We start from the raw sequence: 19,984 nt of genomic DNA, 5'->3' as shown, positions 1-19,984 counted from the left end.
CCCTTGACGGCATGCGCGTCTGCCTGGCCTCCACCTCGCCCGCCCGCCTGATGCTCATGCGGCAGGCGGGGATCGAACCGATCCTGCGCGCCCCGCAGGTGGACGAGGAGGCCGTCATCGCCGCGGTCGAGGCGAGCGAGCACCGGGTGCTGCCGCCGGACGAGCACGTGCTGCTGCTGGCCCGGCGCAAGGCGGCCGACGTCGCGGCCGCGCTCGTGCGCGACGACCCCGGCTTCGACGGACTCGTCGTCGGGGGCGATTCGATGTTCGAGATCGACGGACAGGTGCTCGGCAAGCCGCTGCGGCCGGAGGTCGCGGTCGCGCGGTGGGAGCAGATGAGAGGACGCACCGGCATCCTGCACTCGGGGCACAGCGTCATCCGGGTGGCCCCGGGGATGCCGCCGCGCGAGGAGCACGCCGTCGCCGCGGCGTCGGTGGGTTTCGTCGCCGACGTCTCCGACGCCGAGATCGCCGCCTACGTCGCGACCGGCGAGCCGTTGCAGGTGGCGGGGGCGTTCACCGTCGACAGCCTCGGCGGTCCGTTCATCGACCGGGTCGAGGGCGACCCTTCCACGGTCGTGGGGATGTCGCTGTCGACCGTCCGCCGGCTCTGCGCGCGGCTCGGGGTCGTCTGGACCGATCTGTGGGCACCGCCCGAGCAGGCGCCGGAGGCGGCGGCGTCTTCGTAGGCTCTCGCACACGATTTCCCGGCGATCTTGTGCGGGTGATCCAAATGCGGGGGGTCGGACGTGGGTAGGCTGACATCCATGCCACGCTCACTGGACCTGGCGGCCGCGCGCCCGCAGATCACCAAAGTGCTCATTGCGAACCGCGGCGAGATCGCCGTCCGGGTGATCCGGGCCGCCCGCGACTCCGGCCGCGGCTCGGTCGCGGTGTACGCCGATCAGGACCGCGACGCGATGCACGCGAAACTCGCGGACGAGGCCTACGCCCTCGAGGGCGCCACGAGCGCGGACACCTACCTCTCGATCGAGAAGATCCTCTCCGTCGCCCGCCGCTCCGGCGCCGACGCGGTGCACCCCGGCTACGGCTTCCTCGCCGAGAACGCCGAGTTCGCCCGCGCCGTGATCGCCGCGGGCCTCGTCTGGATCGGCCCGTCCCCCGAGGCGATCGAGGCGCTCGGCGACAAGGTCACCGCCCGCCACGTCGCCGAGAAGGTCGGCGCACCGCTGGCGCCGGGCACGCCCGGGCCCGTGGCCGGCGCCGACGAGGTCATCGCGTTCGCCGAGCAGGTCGGCCTGCCGATCGCGATCAAGGCCGCCTACGGCGGCGGCGGACGCGGGCTGAAGGTCGCCCGCGAGCTGGACGAGGTCGCCGAGCTGTTCGAGTCGGCCACGCGCGAGGCGGTCGCCGCCTTCGGCCGCGGCGAGTGCTTCGTGGAGAAGTACCTCGACAAGCCCCGTCACGTCGAGACCCAGTGCCTCGCGGATGCCGAGGGCAACGTCGTCGTGGTCTCGACGCGCGACTGCTCGCTGCAGCGCCGTCACCAGAAGCTCGTGGAGGAGGCGCCGGCGCCGTTCCTCACCGAGGAGCAGAACCGCACGCTCTACGACTCCTCCAAGGCGATCCTGCGCGAGGTCGGCTACGTGGGCGCGGGAACGTGCGAGTTCCTCATCGGCGCCGACGGCACGATCTCGTTCCTCGAGGTCAACACCCGGCTGCAGGTGGAGCACCCCGTGTCCGAGGAGGTCACCGGCATCGATCTCGTGCGCGAGCAGTTCCGCCTCGCCGAGGGCGGCGTGCTCGACTACGACGACCCCCAGCCGACCGGCCACTCGATCGAGTTCCGCATCAACGGCGAAGACCCGGGGCGCGGCTTCCTCCCCCAGCCCGGCCGCATCCACCAGTTCAAGACCTTCGGCGGCCCCGGCATCCGTCTGGACTCCGGCGTCACCGCCGGCGACAGCGTCTCGGGCGCGTTCGACTCGCTGCTCGGCAAGCTCATCGTCACCGGCCGCGACCGCGCGGAGGCGCTCGAGCGTTCGCGCCGCGCGCTCGACGAGTTCGAGGTCGCCGGCATGCCCACCGTGCTGCCCTTCCACCGCAAGGTGGTGCGCGACCCCGCCTTCACCGCGGAGGACGGCCGCTTCGGCGTGTTCACGCGCTGGATCGAGACCGAGTTCGTCAACGACATCGCCCCGTGGGACGGCGAGGCGGAGTCCCCGGCGGAGGCCGAGCCGCGCCACACCGTCGTCGTCGAGGTGTCGGGCAAGCGTCTCGAGGTGAGCCTTCCCGACCGCATCGCGGTCGCTCCCGCGAAGATCGGTCGCCCGGTCGCCGTGCCGCCGTCGCGCCGCTCGCACGCCCCGTCGGTGTCCTCGGGCGCGTCGGGCGACGCCGTCAAGGCGCCGATGCAGGCCACGATCGTCAAGGTCGCGGTCGAGGACGGGCAGCCCGTCGTCAAGGGCGACCTCGTCGTTGTCCTCGAGGCCATGAAGATGGAGCAGCCGATCCAGGCGCACAAGGACGGCGTCGTCGGCGCCATCAACGCCGACCCGGGAACCACCGTGTCCGCCGGCCACCAGCTGCTCACGATCTCCTGACATGACCGCCCGGCGCCGCCGTCTCGCCCTGGTCGCGGCCGCGGCATCCGCCGTCGTGCTCGTCGGCTGCAGCACGGGCCCCTCCGACGCGGACCGCGCGGCATGGTCGGCCTGGTCGGAGTCGGTCATCGGCTCGGCGCCGGACACGGCCGTCGGCGGCATGCTCGCGGCGGTCGAGGGCGGGCCCGCGGCGACGCTGGACTTCGCCGAGCCGAGCCCGTTCCGCGCGGTGGAGCTGCGCTGCATCGGCGCCGACCGCGCACAGTTCGCCCTCGTCTACACGGCGGGCGGACAGACCCTCAGCACCACCCAGGACATCGTCTGCCAGCAGGGCGCCCTGCGCACGCCCATCGCGATCCCCACCGCCGTGCAGAACCTGACGGCCGTCAGCGTGTCGGCGACCTCTCCCGAGGGCACCGGCATGTGGACCGCCCAGGTGCAGCACTAGCCGTCGCGTTCACCCCGCGGCGGGCGGCGCAGGCGGATGCCGGCCCCCGGCCGGTCAGCCGAAGAAGTCGTCGTCGCGGTTGACGAGGTGCATCGCGCGCGTGGCGTCGGTGATCGAGCCGCTCAACGAGGGGAACACCGCGAACACGCGCGAGACCTGATCGACGGTCAGGCGCCGCTCGACGGCGATCGCGATGGGGTAGATCAGCTCCGACGCCCGCGGGGCGACGATCACGCCGCCGATCACGGTGCCGCTGCCCTCGCGCGCGATGATCTTGACGAAGCCGTCCTTGATCCCCATCATCTTCGCGCGCGCGTTGGCGGTCAGCGGGAGCTTGTAGACGTAGCCGTTGATCGCGCCGGTCTCCAGGTCCTTCTCCTGCCGTCCGACGGTCGCGATCTCCGGCGCCGTGAAGATGTTCGCGGTGATCCGGCGGCGCTCCAGCGGGATGACGGTGTCGCCCAGGGCGTGGAAGATCGCGGTGCGCCCCTGCATCGAGGCGACGGAGGCGAGCGGGACGAAGGTCGTGCAGTCGCCGGCGGCGTAGATGTTGGGAACCGACGTGCGCGCGACCCGGTTGACGCGGATGTGACCGGAGTCGGTCAGCTGGACGCCGGCATCCTCGAGGCCGATGCCGGCGGTGTTCGGGATCGATCCGACGGCGAGCAGGCAGTGGCTGCCTTCGACGGTGCGCCCGTCCGAGAGGGTCACGACCACGCCGTCGCCGGCGCGCTGCACACTGTCGGCGCGCGACTTCGAGAGCACCGTCATCCCGCCGCGGGTGAACACCTTCTCCAGGACGGCGGCGGCGTCGGCATCCTCGCCGGGCAGCACCTGATCGCGACTGGAGATGAGCGTGACCTTCGCCCCGAGGTTCATGTAGGCCGACGCGAACTCCGCGCCGGTGACGCCCGAGCCGACGACGATGAGGTGCTCGGGGAGCGCCTTCATGTCGTAGAGCTGGGTCCACGTGAGGATGCGCTGGCCGTCGGGCTTGGCCGTCGGAAGCTCGCGCGGCGAGGCGCCCACGGCGACGACGAGCGTGTCCGCCTCGACGCGGTCGAAGTCGGTGCCGCCGGGGCCGGTGGCGACCACGAGGGCATGATGGCCGTCGAGGCGTCCGTGGCCGGAGATGATCCGCACGCCCGCATCGACGAGCTGGGCCCGCATGTCGTCGGACTGCTGTCGGGCCAGCGACAGCAGGCGCTTGTTGACGGCGGCGAGATTGATCGCGACCTCGGGCTTGAGCGCGACGCCGCTCTCCCCCTTCGCGAAGAACTGGACCCCGAGGTCGGACGCCTCGGAGATCGCGACCGCGGCATCGGCTGTGGCGATGAGGCTCTTGGAGGGGACCACGTCGGTGATCACGGCGGCACCGCCGACACCCGCGCGCTCGACGAGGGTGACGTCCGCGCCGAGCTGCGCGGCGGCGAGCGCCGCCTCGTAGCCGCCGGGGCCGCCGCCGAGGACGGCGACGGACTGGGTGTTCACGAAGCTCGACGACATTGCTCCATTCTCTCAGGCGCCGGCATCCGGAATGTCGCCCGCCGGCGACGGGGCCGGCTGCGGCGGAGCGAGTGGCCCGGGGCGGTCCGTGTTCCTAGAGTGGGAGGATGTCCGACATGAACAGCAATCCGCTCGACGATCCCGCCGCCGACCCCTTCGAGATCGCGGCGCGCGCCGCGGGCGACATCGCCCGCCTCACGGGCGTCGAGCACCACGACATCGCCCTCACGCTCGGCAGCGGCTGGGGCAAGGCCGCCGACCTGGTGGGCGAGACGACCGCGACCGTTCCGGCCACCGAGATCACGGGATTCAGCGCACCGGCGCTGGCCGGACACGTCGGATCGATCCGCAGCATCCTCACGCCGACCGGCACGCGCGTGCTCGTCATCGGGGCCCGCACCCACTACTACGAGGGCCACGGCGTGCGTCGCGTCGTGCACAGCGTCCGCACCGCGGCGGCGACCGGCGCGAAGACGATGGTGCTCACCAACGGCGCCGGCGGCATCAAGCAGACGTGGACGCCGGGAACCCCCGTGCTCATCAGCGACCACATCAACCTCACGGCGGACTCGCCCCTGGAGGGCGCGACCTTCATCGACCTCACCGACCTGTACTCCTCGCGCCTGCGCGAGATCGCCCGCAGCGTCGACCCGACCCTCGACGAGGGCGTCTACTGCCAGTTCCGCGGACCGCACTACGAGACCCCGGCCGAGGTGCAGATGGCGAAGGCGATCGGCGGCCACATCGTCGGCATGTCGACGGCCCTGGAGGCCATCGCCGCCCGGCAGGCCGGCATGGAGGTGCTCGGCTTCTCGCTCATCACGAACCTCGCCGCCGGCATCCAGAAGACCCCGCTCAGCCACGCCGAGGTCATCGAGGCCGGCCAGGCCGCCGAGCCGGTGATCTCCGCCCTGCTCGCCCGCGTGATCGGTCGGCTGTGAACGGGGCGGATGCCGCGGGCACCGCGGTCCTCGACGCGGCCCGCGCCTGGCTCGCCCAGGATCCCGACCCCGAGACCCGCGCCGAGCTGACCGCACTGCTGGACGCCGCCGCGTCGGGGGATGCCGCGGCATCCGCCGATCTGGCCGACCGCTTCGGCGCGCGCCTGCAGTTCGGCACGGCGGGGCTGCGCGGGCGTCTGGGCGCCGGCAGCAACCGCATGAACCGCGTGCTCGTCTCGCAGGCCGCGGCCGGCTTCGCCGCGTACCTGCGGGAGAAGGCCGGCCCCGACGCGGCACCGCTCGTCGTGATCGGCTACGACGGCCGCCGCAACTCCGACGTGTTCGCGCGCGACTCCGCCGAGCTGTTCGCGGGAGCGGGGCTGCGCGCGGTGCTGCTGCCGCGGATGCTCCCCACGCCCGTGCTGGCGTTCGCCGTGCGTCACCTCGGCGCCGCCGCCGGCGTGATGGTGACGGCCTCGCACAACCCGCCGGACGACAACGGCTACAAGGTCTACCTGGGCGGCGCGGACCAGGGGTCGCAGATCGTCTCCCCCGCCGACGCCGAGATCGCGGCGCACATCGACCGCGTCGCCGCCGGCGCGGCGGTGCCCGACCTGCCGCGCGGAACGTACGAGATCGCCGAGGAGAGCGTCATCGAGGCCTACGTCGCCGCGACCGCGGCGGTCGCACCCGCGACGGCCGGCGCGGCCGGGATGACCTGGGTCTACACGGCGATGCACGGCGTCGGCTCCGAGACGCTGCACGCCATCCTCGAGCTCGCGGGATACCCGCGGCCGACGGTCGTCGAGGCGCAGATCGCTCCGGACGGCCGCTTCCCCACCGTCGCGTTCCCCAACCCGGAGGAGCCGGGTGCGATGGACCTCGCGTTCGAGACGGCACGGGCGGCGGATGCCGAGTTCGTCATCGCCAACGACCCCGACGCCGACCGTCTCGCGGTCGCCCTCCCCGACCCGTCCGCGGACGGCGGGTGGCGGGCGCTCACCGGCAACGAGATCGGGCTGCTGCTCGGCTGGCGCGCGGCCGCCCGGGCGGCCGAACGCGGGGAGACGGGGTCGCTCGCGTGCTCGCTCGTCTCCTCTCCCGGACTGCAGGCGGTCGCCGAGCACTACGGACTGGACTTCCACGCGACCCTCACCGGTTTCAAGTGGATCTCCCGCGCTCCCGGCATCCTCTTCGGGTTCGAGGAGGCCCTGGGCTACCTCGTCAACCCGGAGACGGTGCGCGACAAGGACGGTATCTCGGCGGCGATCGCGATCCTCGGCATGATCGCCGAGGCGCGCGAGCGGGGCGAGGGGCTGGGCGATCTGCTGCGGCGCTTCCAGGACACGTTCGGCTTCTTCGCCTCGGGCCAGGTCTCCCTGCGCGTCGACGACCTGTCGGTCATCGGGCGCATCATGTCCGCTCTGCGCGCCGCCCCGCCGACGCGGCTCGGGGAGGTCGCGGTCGAGCGGATCGACGATCTGCTGACGGGCGTCGACGGGTTCCCGCCCGGCGACGTGCTCCGCCTCTGGCTCGACGACGGCTCGCGACTGATCGTGCGCCCGAGCGGCACCGAGCCCAAGCTGAAGGCGTACCTCGACGTGCGCGGCACGTCGGCCGCCGACGCCCAGGCCCGCCTCGCCGCTCTGGACGCCGCCACCCGCGCCCTCATCGCCGCCCGCTCCTGACTCCCGCGAGCCGCCATTCCCCGTGCGAGCCGCCACGCCCCGGGCGGGCCGCGCCATGGCGGCTCGGCCGGGTCGTGGCGGCTCGGCGGAGGGGGGAGGGAGAAGAAGAAGAAGAAGGGGGGAGCTAGCCGTCGACGACGGCGACGAGCTCGTCCAGGAAGGGGGTGAAGGTGGTGCCGCGGCGGACGATGCGCTGCACGCTGTCGCGTTCGCTGAACACCTCGACGAGCTGCTCGAACACGGTCTGGAACGCCTCGCGGTCGCTCTCCGAGAAGGCGACCATCGCGATCACCTGCACGCGCCCCTCGCCCCACGCCATCGACGGGTCGGCGATCGCGACGGCGATCGCCGTGCGGGTCGCGGTCATCCCGATCGCGTGCGGCACGGCCAGCGCGTCGGTGAACGCGGTCGATGACAGACGCTCCCGCTCGAGGGTGCGCGTGACGTAGTCGTCGTCGATCACGCCCTGCGCGACCAGCCGGGCGCCGAGGTCGCGGATGACGCTCTCCTCGTCGGCATCCGCATCGACCCGCCCCACGAAGGCGTCGGCCGAGAAGTAGCGGCCGAGCTCGTCGCGAAGCCGGGCCAGACGCCGTCCCCGCCGCACGCGCCCCGCCGCGGCCTGCACCCGCTCGATGTCCGACTCGGTGAGGAACGGCTGGATGCGCACGATGCCGTCGCCCGCGAAGGGCGGGTCGATCGTGGTCAGGATGAGGTCGGTGTGGATCGCGTTCCAGTCGGGATCGGCCCGCGTGTCGACGCCGACGACGTCGACCGATTGGCCGAGGGAACGGTCGACGCTCGAGCGCAGCAGCTCGTGCAGCTCGTAGTACCCGGGGCACACGATCGTCGCCGTCAGCACCGTCCCGGCGTGCCGGCTGCGCTCCAGTTGCCCTCCGACGTGCATCGCGATGTAGGCGATCTCGTCGTCGAGAAGCGGGATGCCGAGGAGCCCCCGCAAGCCGTCGGCGATGAAGACCGCGACCTCGAAGATCATCGGATAGGTCGCCTTGAGCGATCGGGTGAGGGGGTTGCGCGACCATGCCTGCTCCTGGGCGCGCAGTCGCAGGTTCTGCACGTGCAGCGCGAGACGCAGCACGAAGTCCTCGTGCTCGATGTCGACGAGGAACTCCGCCGCCGCACGGTGCACCACGTCGCGGACGGCGCTCTCGACGTCGGGCTGCAGCCCGGCGCGGGTGACGGATGCCGCTTCACCCGGACCCGGCGCCACGACACGGCCGAGGACGAGCGCGGCGAGGTGGCGGCGGTCGCCCGCGCCGAGCCGCAGCCCGAGGTGGTGGCCGCACAGCGCGTCGAGCAGGTCGCCCACCTGCTCCTGTGCCGGTGTGGCCGCATCGACCGCGGCGGTCTCGAGGGCACGGTCGTGGGCCACGCGGTCGGCGGTGATCGCGACGTGCATCATGACGTCGCCGATGCCGAACTCGTTGACGAAGAAGCCGAGGTCGCGCAGCCCCGCCACGAGGTCGGCCTTGAAGGGACCGAACACCGCTTCGCCGATGGACCCCGCGCCCAGGCTGCGCCGGAGCGCGTCGAGGTCGAACGCGCCGTCGTCGGTCTCGTCGTGGGCGAGCCGGCTGAGCAGACGGCGCTGGGCCATCTCCGTGCCGCGCAGGCGCGCGCGCGAGCCGGTGCGTTCGAGGGTCAGCTCGGTGTCGCCCAGCAGAGCGCGGACGCGGGCGAGGTCGCCCTCGAGGGTCGCCGGACTCACGTGGAACCCGTCGGCCGTCTCGTATACGTCGATCCCCTCACGACCCGACAGCAGGCTCCGCACCAGCCGATGGACGCGCTCGCGCGGCGTCGCGGTGTCGACGGCGGCACGCAGCGCGAGCGGCGCCTCGGCGCCCGCACGGTAGCCGAGCGGCCCCGACTCCACGACCCCTCCGCCGGGGACGCGGGCGTTCAGGGCCGTGACGTAGCTGCGGATGCTGCGCGGCGTGACGCCCACGATGTCGGCCAGCTCTCCGGCGGTCAGCCAGTCGCCCTCCCGCGCGAGGAGCGCGATGACACGGTCCTGTCGCGCTCTGCTCACGTGTTCCAGTCAACCATGCCCACCGTCGGGTGTTTCCGCCCCCGCGGAAACAGGTGTGGTTGTCGCCTCCCAGGCCTTTCACAAGAATGGCGGAGAAGGAGGCGGATCGATGAGGATCCTCGTTGTGTGCGGCGCGGGAGCGTCGAGCACGTTCGTGGCGCAGCGTGTCCGACACGCGGCGCAGGCGGCCGGGCGCGAGCTCAGCGCCGTCGCCGGCACCGAGCAGTCGCTCCCGATCGACATCGCTGCCGCAGACGTCGTGCTCGTGGGCCCCCACCTGCAGGACAGCCTGGACCGCATCCGTCGCGAAGCGGAGACGCGTCGCGCGCGGGTCGTCCTCCTTCCCCCCGACATCTACAGCGACCTCCACGGCACGCGCACCCTCGCGCTCGTCGACGAGGTGCTGGCGACCGGCCGAGAACAGACCGCCCCGACGGAGAGGAACCCCGCATGAGCACCGTGACCCGCACGATCCGCATCGGATCGTCCAATGGATTGCACGCCCGCCCGGCCAAGCTCTTCGCCCAGGCCGTCAAGGACTCGGGCCTGTCCGTGACCATCTCGAAGGGCTCGGGCGCGCCGGTCAACGCCGCCAGCATCCTCGGCGTCATCTCGCTGGGCGCCGAGAAGGGCGACTACGTCACTCTGGCCGCGGAGGGCGACAGCGCGAACGCCGTGCTCGACACCCTGGCCGAGCTGCTCACGACCGACCACGACGAGAACTGAACCGAAAGAGAGATCTGAAGATGAGCGAACTGCGTGGAGTGGGTATCGGACTGGGCGTCGCGCAGGGCCCCGTGGCCCGCATGGCGGACCCGCTGCCGGCCCCCGCGGACGTCCCCAGCACCCTCACGCCCGACGAGGAGCTCGCCCGCGTGCGCGAGGCGGTCGCGGCGGTGGCCCGCGAGCTGGAGGACCGCGGTTCGAAGGCCGGCGGCCTCGCCCGCGACGTCCTGGAGGCGCAGGCGATGATGGCCGAGGACCCGACGCTCGACGCGGAGGTCTCCACGCGGGTGAACGCCGGCAAGACCGGCGAGTTCGCCGTCCACGAGGCGTTCGCGAGCTTCCGCGACAGCCTGGCCGCGATGGGCGGCTACCTCGGCGAGCGCGCCGCGGACCTCGACGACGTCGCACAGCGGGTCATCGCCCGCCTGCGCGGGCTGCCTGCACCGGGCGTCCCCGACCCCGGCCACCCGTTCGTGCTCGTCGCGAAGGACCTCGCTCCCGCCGACACCGCCCTGCTCGACCTCGACCAGGTGCTCGCCCTCGTCACGACCGACGGCGGCCCCACGTCGCACACCGCGATCCTGGCGCGCGAGAAGTCCATCGTCGCCGTCGTCGGCGCCGCCGCGGCGAAGGACCTGGTCGACGGCCAGACCGTCATCGTGGATGCCGCGAAGGGCGTCGTCACGACCGACCCCACCTCGGACGAGCTCGCCCAGGCCCAGCACCGCGCCGACACCCGCGCGGCCGCCGGCTCGGCGCCGCTCACCCCGGGCGCGCTGAAGGACGGCCACGCCGTGCCGCTGCTGGCCAACCTCGGCAAGCCGGGCGGGGCCGCTCAGGCCGTCGAGCTGGGCGCCGAGGGCGTCGGATTGTTCCGCACCGAGTTCCTGTTCCTCTCCGCGACCCAGGCCCCCACCGTCGAGGAGCAGACCGCGTCGTACACCGAGCTGCTGCAGGCGTTCCCCGGCAAGAAGGTCGTGGTCCGGGCGCTCGACGCGGGCGCCGACAAGCCGCTCGCGTTCCTCAACGACGCCCACGAGGACAACCCGGCGCTGGGGCTCCGGGGCCTGCGCGCCCTCCGCGCGAGCGAGGACATCCTGCGCGAGCAGCTGACGGCCCTCGCCAACGCGGATGCCGCGAGCGACGCGGACCTGTGGGTCATGGCGCCGATGGTCTCGACGGTCGAGGAGACGGAGTACTTCGTCACCCTCGCGAAGGAGTACGGCATCAAGACCGCGGGTGTCATGGTCGAGGTGCCGTCGTCGGCGATCCAGGCCGCGCGGATCCTGCAGCTCGCGGACTTCGCTTCGATCGGCACGAACGACCTCACCCAGTACACGCTGGCCGCCGACCGCCTGCTCGGCTCGGTCGCGTCGTATCAGGACCCCTGGCACCCCGCCGTCCTCCAGCTGATCAAGATGACCGCCGACGGCGGCAAGGCGAACGGCAAGCCGGTGGGCATCTGCGGCGAGGCCGCCGCTGACCCGCTGCTGGCCGTCGTGCTCGTCGGCCTCGGTGCGACCACGCTCTCCATGGCGCCCACGGCGCTCGCGGACGTGCGCGCGTCGCTCCTGCAGTACACCCGCGAGGATGCCGAGCGCATCGCCGCGGCCGCCCTCGCCGCCGATGACGCGGCATCCGCACGATCGGCGGCACAGGCCGCCGCTGAGAACTCCGCCGGCTGACGGCGGAGCACACCCGAAGGGAACACACGACAATGACAACGGCGTCTACGACCTCGACGGGGGTGAACCGCGCGCGCGTCGGCGTGCAGCGGTTTGGCACCTTCCTGTCGGGCATGATCATGCCCAACATCGCGGCATTCATCGCGTGGGGCTTCATCACGATGCTCTTCATCTCCGCGGGCTGGTTGGGCGGCTGGTTCCCCGTCGCCAACCTGCTCGGCGGTTTCGGCGACGCGGCGACCATCAACTGGCAGGGCGCGATGACCGCCCTCGCCCAGGACAAGGACGGCGCGACGTTCACGACGTTCGTCGGCCTGGTCGGCCCGATGGTCACCTATCTGCTGCCCCTGCTGATCGCCAACACCGGCGGTCGGATGGTCTACGGCGAGCGCGGCGGCGTCGTGGCCACGATCGCGACGATGGGTGTCATCGTCGGCACGAACATCCCCATGTTCCTCGGCGCGATGATCATGGGACCGCTGGCCGCCTGGATCACCAAGCAGATGGACAAGCTCTGGGACGGCAAGATCCGCCCCGGGTTCGAGATGCTGGTGAACAACTTCTCCGCCGGCATCCTGGGCATGCTCCTCGCGATCTTCGGGTTCTTCGCGTTCGGCCCGGTGATGCTGGGCGTGAGCACGTTCCTCGGCGGCATCGTCGGGTGGCTCGTCGACCTCCACCTGCTGCCCGTGCTGTCGGTGATCGTCGAGCCGGCGAAGGTGCTGTTCCTCAACAACGCCATCAACCACGGCGTCTTCACCCCGCTCGGCATCCAGCAGGCGACCGAGGCGGGCAAGTCGATCCTGTTCCTCATCGAGGCCAACCCCGGCCCCGGTGTGGGTCTGCTGCTCGCCTTCACGTTCTTCGGCGTCGGCGCGGCGAAGGCCTCGGCCCCGGGCGCGATCATCATCCAGTTCTTCGGCGGCATCCACGAGATCTACTTCCCGTACGCGCTGAGCAAGCCGATGACGATCCTCGCCCTCATCGCGGGCGGCGCGACCGGTGTCACCACCAACATGATCTTCAACGGCGGCCTCGCCTTCCCGGCGGCCCCGGGCAGCATCATCGCGGTGACGGCGGCGGCGCTGACCCCCGAGGCCGGCGGCGTCGGCAACCTCCTCGTGGTCTACCTGTCGGTGGTCCTCGCGGCGGCGGTGACCTTCCTCGTGACCGGCGTCATCCTGCGGGCCTCGCGCAAGCGCGACCTCGCGGCCGAAGCAGCCTCCAGCGCCTCCTTCGAGGCGGCCATCGCGCAGACCGAGGCGAACAAGGGCAAGAGCTCGGCGACGCTCGCGAACCTGCGTGCGGGTGCCGCGTCGAACGCGGGGCTCGAGGGCGGCACGTCGACGCTCGCCGCCGACCGCGCCGCCGACGCCGTCGCGACGGGGACGCTGGCCCCCGCCGGTCGGGTGACGAACATCGTGTTCGCCTGCGACGCCGGCATGGGCTCCTCGGCGATGGGCGCGAGCGTGCTGCGCAACAAGATCAAGAAGGCCGGCGTCGACGACGTCTCGGTCACCAACAAGGCGATCGCGAACCTCGATGGCAGCGAGGACCTCGTCATCACCCAGCAGCAGCTGACCGACCGCGCCCGCGGGCGCACACCGAACGCGACGCACGTCTCGGTGGACAACTTCATGAACTCGCCGAAGTACGACGAGGTCGTGGACCTGGTCGTGCGGCAGCACGAGAACGGGGCCTGAACGCGTCAGGCCCCCCCGCGACCGCCGCGGGGACGGCAGGCGTGATGCCCCGTCCCCGCGGCTCTCGCCCGATACATGATCGCCCCGGCATACGATGACCGGGACGACGACACGAACAGAGACGAGGACGACATGTCACGCGACGTACTGAACGCCGGCCAGGTCCGGATCCACCCCGGATCGGTCACCAAGGAGGAAGCCATGCGCGAGGCGGCCGACATCCTCGAAGCCGCCGGGGCGGTCACCGACGCCTACTTCGATGCGATGCGCCAGCGCGAGCAGACCGTGTCCACCTACATGGGCAACGAGCTGGCCATCCCCCACGGCACGAACGAGACGAAGGATGCGATCCTCGCCTCCGCGCTGTCGTTCGTCCGCTACGACGGCGGTGTGGACTGGGACGGCGAGAAGGTCAGCTTCGTGGTCGGCATCGCCGGCAAGGGCGACGAGCACCTCGACATCCTGTCGCAGATCGCCCTCATCTTCTCGGAGGACGAGGAGGTCGCCCGGCTGAAGGCCGCCGGCAGCCCCGAGGAGCTCTTCGGGCTCCTGGCATCGGTGAACGACTGATGAAGGCCGTCCACTTCGGCGCCGGCAACATCGGCCGCGGCTTCGTGGGCCTCCTCCTGCACGAGGGCGGCTACGAGCTCGTGTTCTCGGATGTCGCGGCATCCCTCGTCGACGCCATCAACGCGGCCGACGAGTACACCGTCCACGAGGTGGGCGACGGCGGCCACGACACCGTGGTGACCGGCTTCCGCGCGATCGACAGTGCGAACGACGCGCAGGCGCTCATCGACGAGATCGCGACGGCCGACGTCGTGACGACCGCGGTCGGCCCGACGATCCTCCGCTTCGTCGCCCCGCACATCCTCGCGGGACTCGCCCTGCGCGACCCCGCGTTGCCGCCGCTTCAGGTCATGGCGTGCGAGAACGCGATCGGCGCCACCGACACGCTCCGCGACGAGATCCGGGCGCAGGCCGCCGAGGCCTGGGATGCGATCTCGGGACGCGCGGTCTTCGCCAACACCGCGGTGGACCGCATCGTGCCGGCCCAGCCGGAGGGGGCGGGGATCGACGTGACCGTCGAGCCCTTCTTCGAGTGGGCGATCGAGCGCCCGCCGTTCGGCGACGACCCGCCGCACATCCCCGGGGCGCATTTCGTGGACGACCTCGCGCCGTACATCGAGCGCAAGCTGTTCACCGTGAACACCGGCCACGCCGCCACCGCGTACTTCGGCGCCCAGGCCGGCGTCGACAGGATCTCCGACGCACTGGCCGAGCCGGTCATCGCCGCGAATGTCGCCGCCGCCCTCGAGGAGACCTCGGCGCTGCTGGTGGCCGTCCACGGCTGGGATGCCGCGGACCTCGCCGACTACCGGGCGACGATCCTCCGTCGGTTCGCGAACCCGGCCCTGCCCGACACGGTCGGCCGCGTCGGACGCCAGCCGCTGCGCAAGCTGTCGCGCCACGAGCGTTTCGTCGGTCCGGCCGCCGCGGCGGCGGAACGCGGGCTGTCGACGTCGGCGCTCGTCGCGGCGATGGCCGCCGCCCTCGAGTTCGACGTCGCCGACGACGAGCAGTCCGTCGAACTGCAGCGACGGCTCCGCGAGGAGGACCCCGCGACGTTCACCGCCGGGGTGACGGGCCTCGAGCCCACGCATCCCCTCTTCGCATCGGTCGAGGACGTGGTGCGGGCGCGGCAGGCGCAGCTCTGACCTGACCCGCCGATCGCGCCGGCAGGTCCCGCCTAGACTGGACGCATGACTGCCCGGACCCGCCGCCGCCGCGTGTGGCGGTGGGTCTTCGGCATCCTGGGCGGCCTCGTGGTCGCCGCCGTCGCCGGCGTGCTGGTGTGGAGCCAGGTGGGCGTCATGGCCGCCGAGGCCGAACCGCTCGCCGCCGTGCGCGCGGATGAGCGCATCGCCATCAGCGACGACGCCGCCGGGATCGTGCTGGCCCCGGCATCCGGCGCGAGCGGCGAGGGCCTCGTGTTCATCCCCGGCGCCAAGGTCGATCCGTGGGCGTACGCCGCGATCCTGTCCAGGCTGGTCACCGACGACGATCTGACCGTCGTGATCACGAAGCCGTGGCTGAACCTGGCGTTCTTCGATCCGCGTTCCCTGTCGACATTCACCGATCTCGCCCCGGGCGTGGGCAGCTGGCTGGTCGGAGGGCATTCGCTCGGCGGCGTGCGCGCGTGCCAGCTCGCCCCCGATGCCGCCGGACTCGTGCTGTTCGGCTCGTATTGCGCGAACGACCTGTCGCAGTCGGGACTGCCCGTCGTGAGCATCAGCGGCTCCGAGGACGGCTTGTCGACGCCGCAGAAGATCGCCGACGCCCGCCCGAACCTCCCCGCCGACGCCGTGATGGTCGAGATCCCGGGCGCCGCGCACGCGTCGTTCGGCGCCTACGGCCCCCAGGCCGGCGACGGCACCCCGACGGCCACCGCGGCCGAGGTGGAGGCCGTCGTTGTCCAGCAGGTGGGCGAGCTGGCCCGCGCCCTCCGCTGACCCGCCCCTCGAGCCTCGACACCCGCCGCCCCTGCCCGGCCCGGCGCCCTCTGGCCTTCGCGGCCCGCCGCCCTCTGCCCTCGCCTGTCCTCCCCGGCCCGAACTCCTCCATCTCGCGCGGCAACGGCCGCCCGGGGCCGGCACGGCCCCGGCGACGGACCTGCTGGAGGAGTTCGGGCCCGGCAGCGCCCCCGACACCCCTAACTCCAAGCCTCCTCCCCACCAGCGAGCACCGCGGGGCTGTCCACAGATCACGCCGGGGCGCTTCTCCGCGGCGACCGCCGTGGTGCGCTGACGGGATGCCCTCGCCTCGCGACCTCGCATCCGTCCTCCTCCGCAGCCGCAGTTGGACCACCGCGCAGTTGCGTCGGCATGGCATCGGCAAACGCGATCTGCGCCGCATGGTCGACGGCGGCGCGATCCTTCGCGTGCGGCAGGGACGCTACGTCCCGGCCGACACCGATCCCGCCCTGGTCACGGCGGCCCGGCTCGGAGCCCGGCTGGGCTGCATCTCGCTGCTGTCGGCGCTCGGCGTCTTCGTGCGCGACACGGCGACCCTGCATGTGCACATCGATCGCGGAGCGAGTCGCCTGCCCCCGCGGGACGCGCGCATCGTCGCGCACTGGCGCGAAGCGGATGCCGACGGCGAGGGCGCGCTGACGGTCGATGTCGTCAGCGCGCTCGTCCAAGCCGTGCTCTGCCAGTCCCCGCGAGATGCCGTGTCCACCCTCGACTCCGCCTGGCACCACGGCCTCGTCGACGAGGGCGGCATCGCCGAGGTGTTCCGGCGCCTCCCCCACCGGCACCGGGCGCTGCGCCCTCTCGTCGACCCGCGGAGCGAGGCGGGGACGGAGACCCTCATGCGATTGCTGCTGCGGACGCTCGGTCACGACGTGCAGGTGCAGGTGGAGATCGCCGGCGTCGGCCGCGTCGACTTGCTGGTGGACGGATGGCTGATCGTCGAGTGCGACAGCCGCGGGTTCCATGCGGACTGGGCCGCGCGGCGGCGGGACCTGCGGCGTGACCTCGCGGCGGCGCGGCTCGGGTACACGACCGTGCGGCCGCTGGCGGAGGACATCCTGTTCGCGTACGACGACCTGGTGTCCGCGATGCGCGACGTGCTCCGTCACCCCCGGGCCGCGTCGGCGCGCGGCGTCCCGAACTCCTCCAGATCGCGGCGCTCACGGCGCCGACCCTCCCCCACCGCCGAATGAACCACGGGATGGAGGAGTGCGGGACGGGCGCCGGGCGCCGGGCGCCGGAGCGCAGCCGAGCCCGCCCCGCGGGGTCAGGCGTCGAAGCCCTCGCCGATGAGCTCGATGAGCTCCTCGCGCTCCTCGACCGAGAGGAACGCCCCCGCGGCGGCGTTGAGCTGGAACGCCTCGAGGTCCTCCAGGCTGTACTCGAACGTCTCCGCGAGCAGCGCCAGCTCGCGCGTCAGCGAGGTCCGGCTCATCGTGCGGTTGTCGACGTTGACCGTCACGGCGAAGCCGAGCTGGTACAGCAGGTCGAACGGGTGATCCTCCAGGCTCGTGCCCCACGCGGCGATCGCGCCGGTCTGCAGGTTGGACGACGGCGAGAGCTCGAGCGGGATCTCGCGGTCGCGCACCCACCGGGCGAGGTCGCCGAAGGTGACCAGCACCTCCTCGCCCTTCTGCTGCACGACCTCCAGGTCCTCCGCGATGCGCACGCCGTGGCCGAGGCGCAGGGCGCGGCCGTCCAGCAGCGCCGACCGGATCGAGTCGAGACCCGCAGCCTCGCCGGCGTGCACCGTCACGGGGAAGAACTCCGACGCGAGGTAGTCGAACGCGGCGCGGTGACGGGACGGGAGGAACCCGTCCTCCGCTCCCGCGATGTCGAAGCCGACGGCGCCGCGCCCGCGGAAAGCCACGGCGAGCCGGGCGATCTCCAGCGACCGGTCGGCGTGGCGCATCGCGGTGATCAGCTGGCCGACGCGGATGTCGCGACCCGAGCGGTCGACGGCGTCCTCGCCCTCCTCGATGCCTTCCTGCACGGCTTCGACGGCCTCCTCGAGGCTGAGGCCTCCGCCGAGGTGCTGCTCGGGAGCCCACCGCACCTCGCCGTAGATCACGCCGTCGGCGGCGAGGTCCTCGACGAACTCCTTCGCGACGCGCCGCAGCCCGTCGGCGCTCTGCATGACCGCCGTCGTCAGGTCGAAGGTCTTCAGGTACTCCACCAGCGAGCCGGAGTCGCTCTGGTCCTCGAACCAGTCGGCGAGCTCGTCGGCATCCGTCGACGGGACGTCGAGACCGATCTCGTCGGCGAGCTCGATGATCGTCTGGGGGCGCAGGGCGCCGTCGAGGTGGTCGTGGAGCGACACCTTCGGGAGCGACCGGATCGAGACGCCTTCGATCTTCGGGTCTGCGTGCGGGTCGATGGCCATGAGGGCTTCCTTCTGGTGGGGTGACGCGGAGGGGGCGGCGGGTCAGGCGGTGATGCGCTCGAGGACGATCGGCGCGGATGCCGGGGCGTCCGTTCCGATCTCCCAGGCGCCCTCGAGGGCGTCGAGGGCGCGCTCGAAGCGCTTCCCATCATCCGCCAGGAGGGTGAACAACGGCTGACCGGCGGTGATCGGCGCGCCGGGCTTGACGTGCAGGTCGATGCCGGCCGCGTGGACGACCGGGTCCTGGGCGCGCGCACGACCGGCGCCGAGGCGCCACGCGGCGATCCCGAAGGGCAGCGCCTCCAGACGGGTGAGCACCCCGTCGCGCGGCGCCGTGACGGTGTGGGTCTCCCGCGGGGTCGGCAGCGGCGCGTCGGGATCGCCGTCCTGGGCGCGGATCATCTCCCGCCAGGCGTCCATGGCACGGCCGTCGCGGAGCGCCGCCTCGACATCGGCGTCGGGCTGTCCGGCGAGGGCCAGCATCTCGCGGGCGAGCGCGACGGTCAGCTCGACGATGTCGGCGGGACCGCCGCCGGCGAGCACCTCGACCGACTCCCGCACCTCGTTGGCGTTGCCGATGGCGAGGCCGAGCGGCGTGTTCATGTCGGTGAGCAGCGCCGTGGTCGCAACTCCGGAGTCGGTGCCCAGGGCCACCATGGTGCGGGCGAGCTCGCGCGCCTTGTCGACGTCGCGCATGAACGCGCCGGAGCCGAACTTGACGTCCAGCACGAGCGCGTCGGTGCCCTCGGCGATCTTCTTGGACATGATGCTCGAGGCGATCAGCGGGATGGCCTCGACCGTGCCGGTGACGTCGCGCAGGGCGTACAGCCGCTTGTCCGCCGGCGCGAGGCCGGAACCGGCCGCGCAGATGACGGCGCCGACGTCGCGCAGCTGCGCGAACATCTCGTCGTTCGACAGCGCGGCGCGCCATCCCGGGATGGACTCGAGCTTGTCGAGCGTGCCGCCGGTGTGGCCGAGGCCCCGGCCGGACAGCTGGGGCACGGCGACGCCGAAGGCGGCGACGAGCGGCGCGAGCGGCAGGGTGATCTTGTCGCCGACCCCGCCGGTGGAGTGCTTGTCGACGGTGCGCTTGCCGAGTCCGGCGAAGCTCATCCGCTCCCCCGAGGCGATCATCGCGTCGGTCATGACGCGGATCTCGTCGCGGTTCATGCCGTTGAGCAGCACCGCCATCGCGAACGCGGCCATCTGCGAGTCGGCGACATACTCACGCGTGTAGGCGTCGATCATCCAGCGCAGGGCGTCTTCGGGCACCGCCCCGCCGTCGCGCTTGGTGCGGATGACGTCGGCGGCGTCGAACGGCTCCACGGCGGCATCCGTCGTCGAGCTCATCGCGACACCTCCTCGAGGTCGCGGGGGCCGAACGCGTCGGGCAGCACCTCGTCGATCGTGCGGATGCCGGAGACGGTCTCCAGCAGCATGCCGGGGAGGGCGAACTCGTTGAGGAGCTGGCGGCATCGCCCGCACGGCATGATCGTCTCGCCGTCGTTGTTGACGCACACGAACGCGACGAGCTGGCCGCCGCCGGACATGTGCAGATCGCCGACGAGCGCGCACTCCGCGCACAGGCCCACCCCGTAGGACGCGTTCTCGACGTTGCATCCCGACACGATCCGCCCGTCGCTGACGAGCGCCGCAGCGCCCACCCGGTAGCGGGAGTACGGCGCGTAGGCGCGCTGCATCGCGTCGGTGGCGACGGCGCGCAGCTCGTCCCAGTCGATGTCGGTCATGTGAGAGG

At 72.3% G+C, this 19,984-nt stretch carries 18 protein-coding genes; 13 read left to right on the top strand and 5 right to left on the bottom strand.

Going from position 1 to position 19,984, the window contains the following annotated elements; all coding sequences use genetic code 11:
* Positions 1 to 11: 11 nt before the first annotated feature.
* From L0965_RS09885 to L0965_RS09875, 3 genes are all read left to right on the top strand, one after another.
* Positions 12 to 689, top strand: coding sequence for a nucleoside triphosphate pyrophosphatase (locus L0965_RS09885; protein WP_101306735.1), 678 nt, complete (start codon positions 12 to 14; stop codon positions 687 to 689).
* A gap of 78 nt (positions 690 to 767) precedes the next feature.
* On the top strand, positions 768 to 2,564 hold the full coding sequence (locus L0965_RS09880; protein ID WP_101306736.1) for a biotin carboxylase N-terminal domain-containing protein: 1,797 nt from the start codon (positions 768 to 770) through the stop codon (positions 2,562 to 2,564).
* A 1-nt stretch (position 2,565) separates the two neighbouring features.
* Positions 2,566 to 3,012, top strand: a complete 447-nt coding sequence (locus L0965_RS09875; RefSeq protein ID WP_101306737.1) for a hypothetical protein — start codon at positions 2,566 to 2,568, stop codon at positions 3,010 to 3,012.
* A gap of 54 nt (positions 3,013 to 3,066) precedes the next feature.
* On the opposite strand, the gene L0965_RS09870 is transcribed toward L0965_RS09875, so the two are convergent.
* A complete protein-coding gene (locus L0965_RS09870; RefSeq protein ID WP_061782051.1) occupies positions 3,067 to 4,518 on the bottom strand; it encodes an NAD(P)H-quinone dehydrogenase in 1,452 nt (483 codons plus the stop codon).
* A 107-nt stretch (positions 4,519 to 4,625) separates the two neighbouring features.
* Between L0965_RS09870 and L0965_RS09865 the strand changes: the two genes are divergently transcribed.
* Both L0965_RS09865 and L0965_RS09860 read left to right on the top strand, forming a co-directional pair.
* Positions 4,626 to 5,459, top strand: a complete 834-nt coding sequence (locus L0965_RS09865; protein WP_060960976.1) for a purine-nucleoside phosphorylase — start codon at positions 4,626 to 4,628, stop codon at positions 5,457 to 5,459.
* Positions 5,456 to 7,147 carry a phospho-sugar mutase gene (locus L0965_RS09860; RefSeq protein WP_101306738.1) on the top strand — a complete coding sequence of 564 codons (1,692 nt, stop codon included), beginning with the start codon at positions 5,456 to 5,458 and terminating at the stop codon, positions 7,145 to 7,147. The genes L0965_RS09865 and L0965_RS09860 overlap by 4 nt, the downstream gene beginning before the upstream one ends.
* Positions 7,148 to 7,271: 124 nt before the next feature.
* On the opposite strand, the gene L0965_RS09855 is transcribed toward L0965_RS09860, so the two are convergent.
* A complete protein-coding gene (locus L0965_RS09855; RefSeq protein ID WP_101306739.1) occupies positions 7,272 to 9,197 on the bottom strand; it encodes a transcription antiterminator in 1,926 nt (641 codons plus the stop codon).
* A gap of 109 nt (positions 9,198 to 9,306) precedes the next feature.
* Here L0965_RS09855 and L0965_RS09850 point away from each other — a divergent pair, with 109 nt between their 5' ends.
* The 8 genes from L0965_RS09850 to L0965_RS09815 all read left to right on the top strand — a co-directional run bounded on the left by L0965_RS09850 (position 9,307) and on the right by L0965_RS09815 (position 17,038).
* A complete protein-coding gene (locus L0965_RS09850) occupies positions 9,307 to 9,651 on the top strand; it encodes a PTS sugar transporter subunit IIB (RefSeq protein WP_060960978.1) in 345 nt (114 codons plus the stop codon).
* A complete protein-coding gene (locus L0965_RS09845) occupies positions 9,648 to 9,923 on the top strand; it encodes an HPr family phosphocarrier protein (RefSeq protein WP_060960979.1) in 276 nt (91 codons plus the stop codon). The genes L0965_RS09850 and L0965_RS09845 overlap by 4 nt, the downstream gene beginning before the upstream one ends.
* A 20-nt stretch (positions 9,924 to 9,943) precedes the next feature.
* Positions 9,944 to 11,608, top strand: coding sequence for a phosphoenolpyruvate--protein phosphotransferase (ptsP, locus tag L0965_RS09840; protein WP_082808043.1), 1,665 nt, complete (start codon positions 9,944 to 9,946; stop codon positions 11,606 to 11,608).
* 32 nt (positions 11,609 to 11,640) lie between these two features.
* Complete coding sequence (locus L0965_RS09835; protein ID WP_234057981.1) at positions 11,641 to 13,311, top strand: PTS mannitol transporter subunit IICB; 1,671 nt, start codon at positions 11,641 to 11,643, stop codon at positions 13,309 to 13,311.
* A gap of 132 nt (positions 13,312 to 13,443) precedes the next feature.
* Positions 13,444 to 13,881 carry a PTS sugar transporter subunit IIA gene (locus L0965_RS09830; protein WP_060961040.1) on the top strand — a complete coding sequence of 146 codons (438 nt, stop codon included), beginning with the start codon at positions 13,444 to 13,446 and terminating at the stop codon, positions 13,879 to 13,881.
* Positions 13,881 to 15,029, top strand: coding sequence for a mannitol-1-phosphate 5-dehydrogenase (locus tag L0965_RS09825; RefSeq protein ID WP_101306741.1), 1,149 nt, complete (start codon positions 13,881 to 13,883; stop codon positions 15,027 to 15,029). Before L0965_RS09830 ends, L0965_RS09825 begins: the two co-directional genes overlap by 1 nt.
* A gap of 45 nt (positions 15,030 to 15,074) precedes the next feature.
* Entirely contained in the window at positions 15,075 to 15,824 is a 750-nt protein-coding gene (locus L0965_RS09820) for an alpha/beta hydrolase (protein ID WP_101306742.1), read from the top strand.
* A gap of 299 nt (positions 15,825 to 16,123) precedes the next feature.
* Positions 16,124 to 17,038, top strand: coding sequence for a type IV toxin-antitoxin system AbiEi family antitoxin domain-containing protein (locus L0965_RS09815; RefSeq protein WP_198553635.1), 915 nt, complete (start codon positions 16,124 to 16,126; stop codon positions 17,036 to 17,038).
* 74 nt (positions 17,039 to 17,112) lie between these two features.
* On the opposite strand, the gene L0965_RS09810 is transcribed toward L0965_RS09815, so the two are convergent.
* Genes L0965_RS09810 through L0965_RS09800 form a run of 3 tightly spaced genes read right to left on the bottom strand, consistent with a single transcriptional unit; the run spans position 17,113 to position 19,976 of the window.
* Positions 17,113 to 18,228 (bottom strand): adenosine deaminase, encoded by a 1,116-nt coding sequence (locus L0965_RS09810; RefSeq protein ID WP_060960983.1) that lies wholly within the window; start codon positions 18,226 to 18,228, stop codon positions 17,113 to 17,115.
* 42 nt (positions 18,229 to 18,270) lie between these two features.
* Complete coding sequence (locus tag L0965_RS09805) at positions 18,271 to 19,578, bottom strand: thymidine phosphorylase (RefSeq protein ID WP_101306743.1); 1,308 nt, start codon at positions 19,576 to 19,578, stop codon at positions 18,271 to 18,273.
* A complete protein-coding gene (locus tag L0965_RS09800) occupies positions 19,575 to 19,976 on the bottom strand; it encodes a cytidine deaminase (RefSeq protein ID WP_060960985.1) in 402 nt (133 codons plus the stop codon). Before L0965_RS09800 ends, L0965_RS09805 begins: the two co-directional genes overlap by 4 nt.
* Between the last annotated feature and the right edge of the window lie 8 nt (positions 19,977 to 19,984).

This window comes from Microbacterium sp. NFH-22A-Y (genome assembly GCF_021401375.1).
Taxonomy (GTDB): domain Bacteria; phylum Actinomycetota; class Actinomycetes; order Actinomycetales; family Microbacteriaceae; genus Microbacterium; species Microbacterium hominis.
Note: the sequence above shows the minus strand (reverse complement) of the source record. Positions and strands in the feature narration are given on the sequence as shown.